The sequence below is a fragment of the Streptomyces sp. SID12501 genome, assembly GCF_010550245.1.
GTDB lineage: Bacteria > Actinomycetota > Actinomycetes > Streptomycetales > Streptomycetaceae > Streptomyces.
Genome location: NZ_JAAGLU010000828.1, coordinates 1 through 416 on the forward strand (window position 1 = coordinate 1; position 416 = coordinate 416).

Below are 416 nucleotides of genomic sequence, written 5' to 3' on the forward strand. Positions count from 1 at the left end.
CGGGCACGGTGACGGCGGACGTGACGCTGGCCGGCACGGACACGGTCGCCATCGGTCCGGCCGAACTCGACCTCGCCGAGGGCGTCAACACGGTCGTCTACGCCTGGGGTAGCGCAAGCGACAAGAACCTTGCCCTCAAGACGCAGACCTTCAAGGACCTGCACTCCGCTCCGCACGGTGTTCCGGCCGGCGAGACGGGCCAGAACGCCACGAACTCCGCCGGGATCGCCGGCTGGTCCGTGGCGTTCGGTGGACTCGCCGTGGCAGGTGCTGCGATCGGCGGCCGCCGCCTCTTCGTCTCGCACCGCTGACGGTCCGGCACCTGGGGGAGCGGGCGCGTTCCCGGCGCGATCCGGTCCCCCAGATCGTCGTCGTGGGCTCCTCACAGAAAGAAGACATCTGGCGATGAAGCATCG

The 416-nt window shown here is 69.7% G+C and carries 1 pseudogene; it reads left to right on the forward strand.

Going from position 1 to position 416, the window contains the following annotated elements:
- Nucleotides 1-311: pseudogene (locus tag G3I71_RS48675) on the forward strand (hypothetical protein); the annotation flags it as partial.
- Between the last annotated feature and the right edge of the window lie 105 nt (nt 312-416).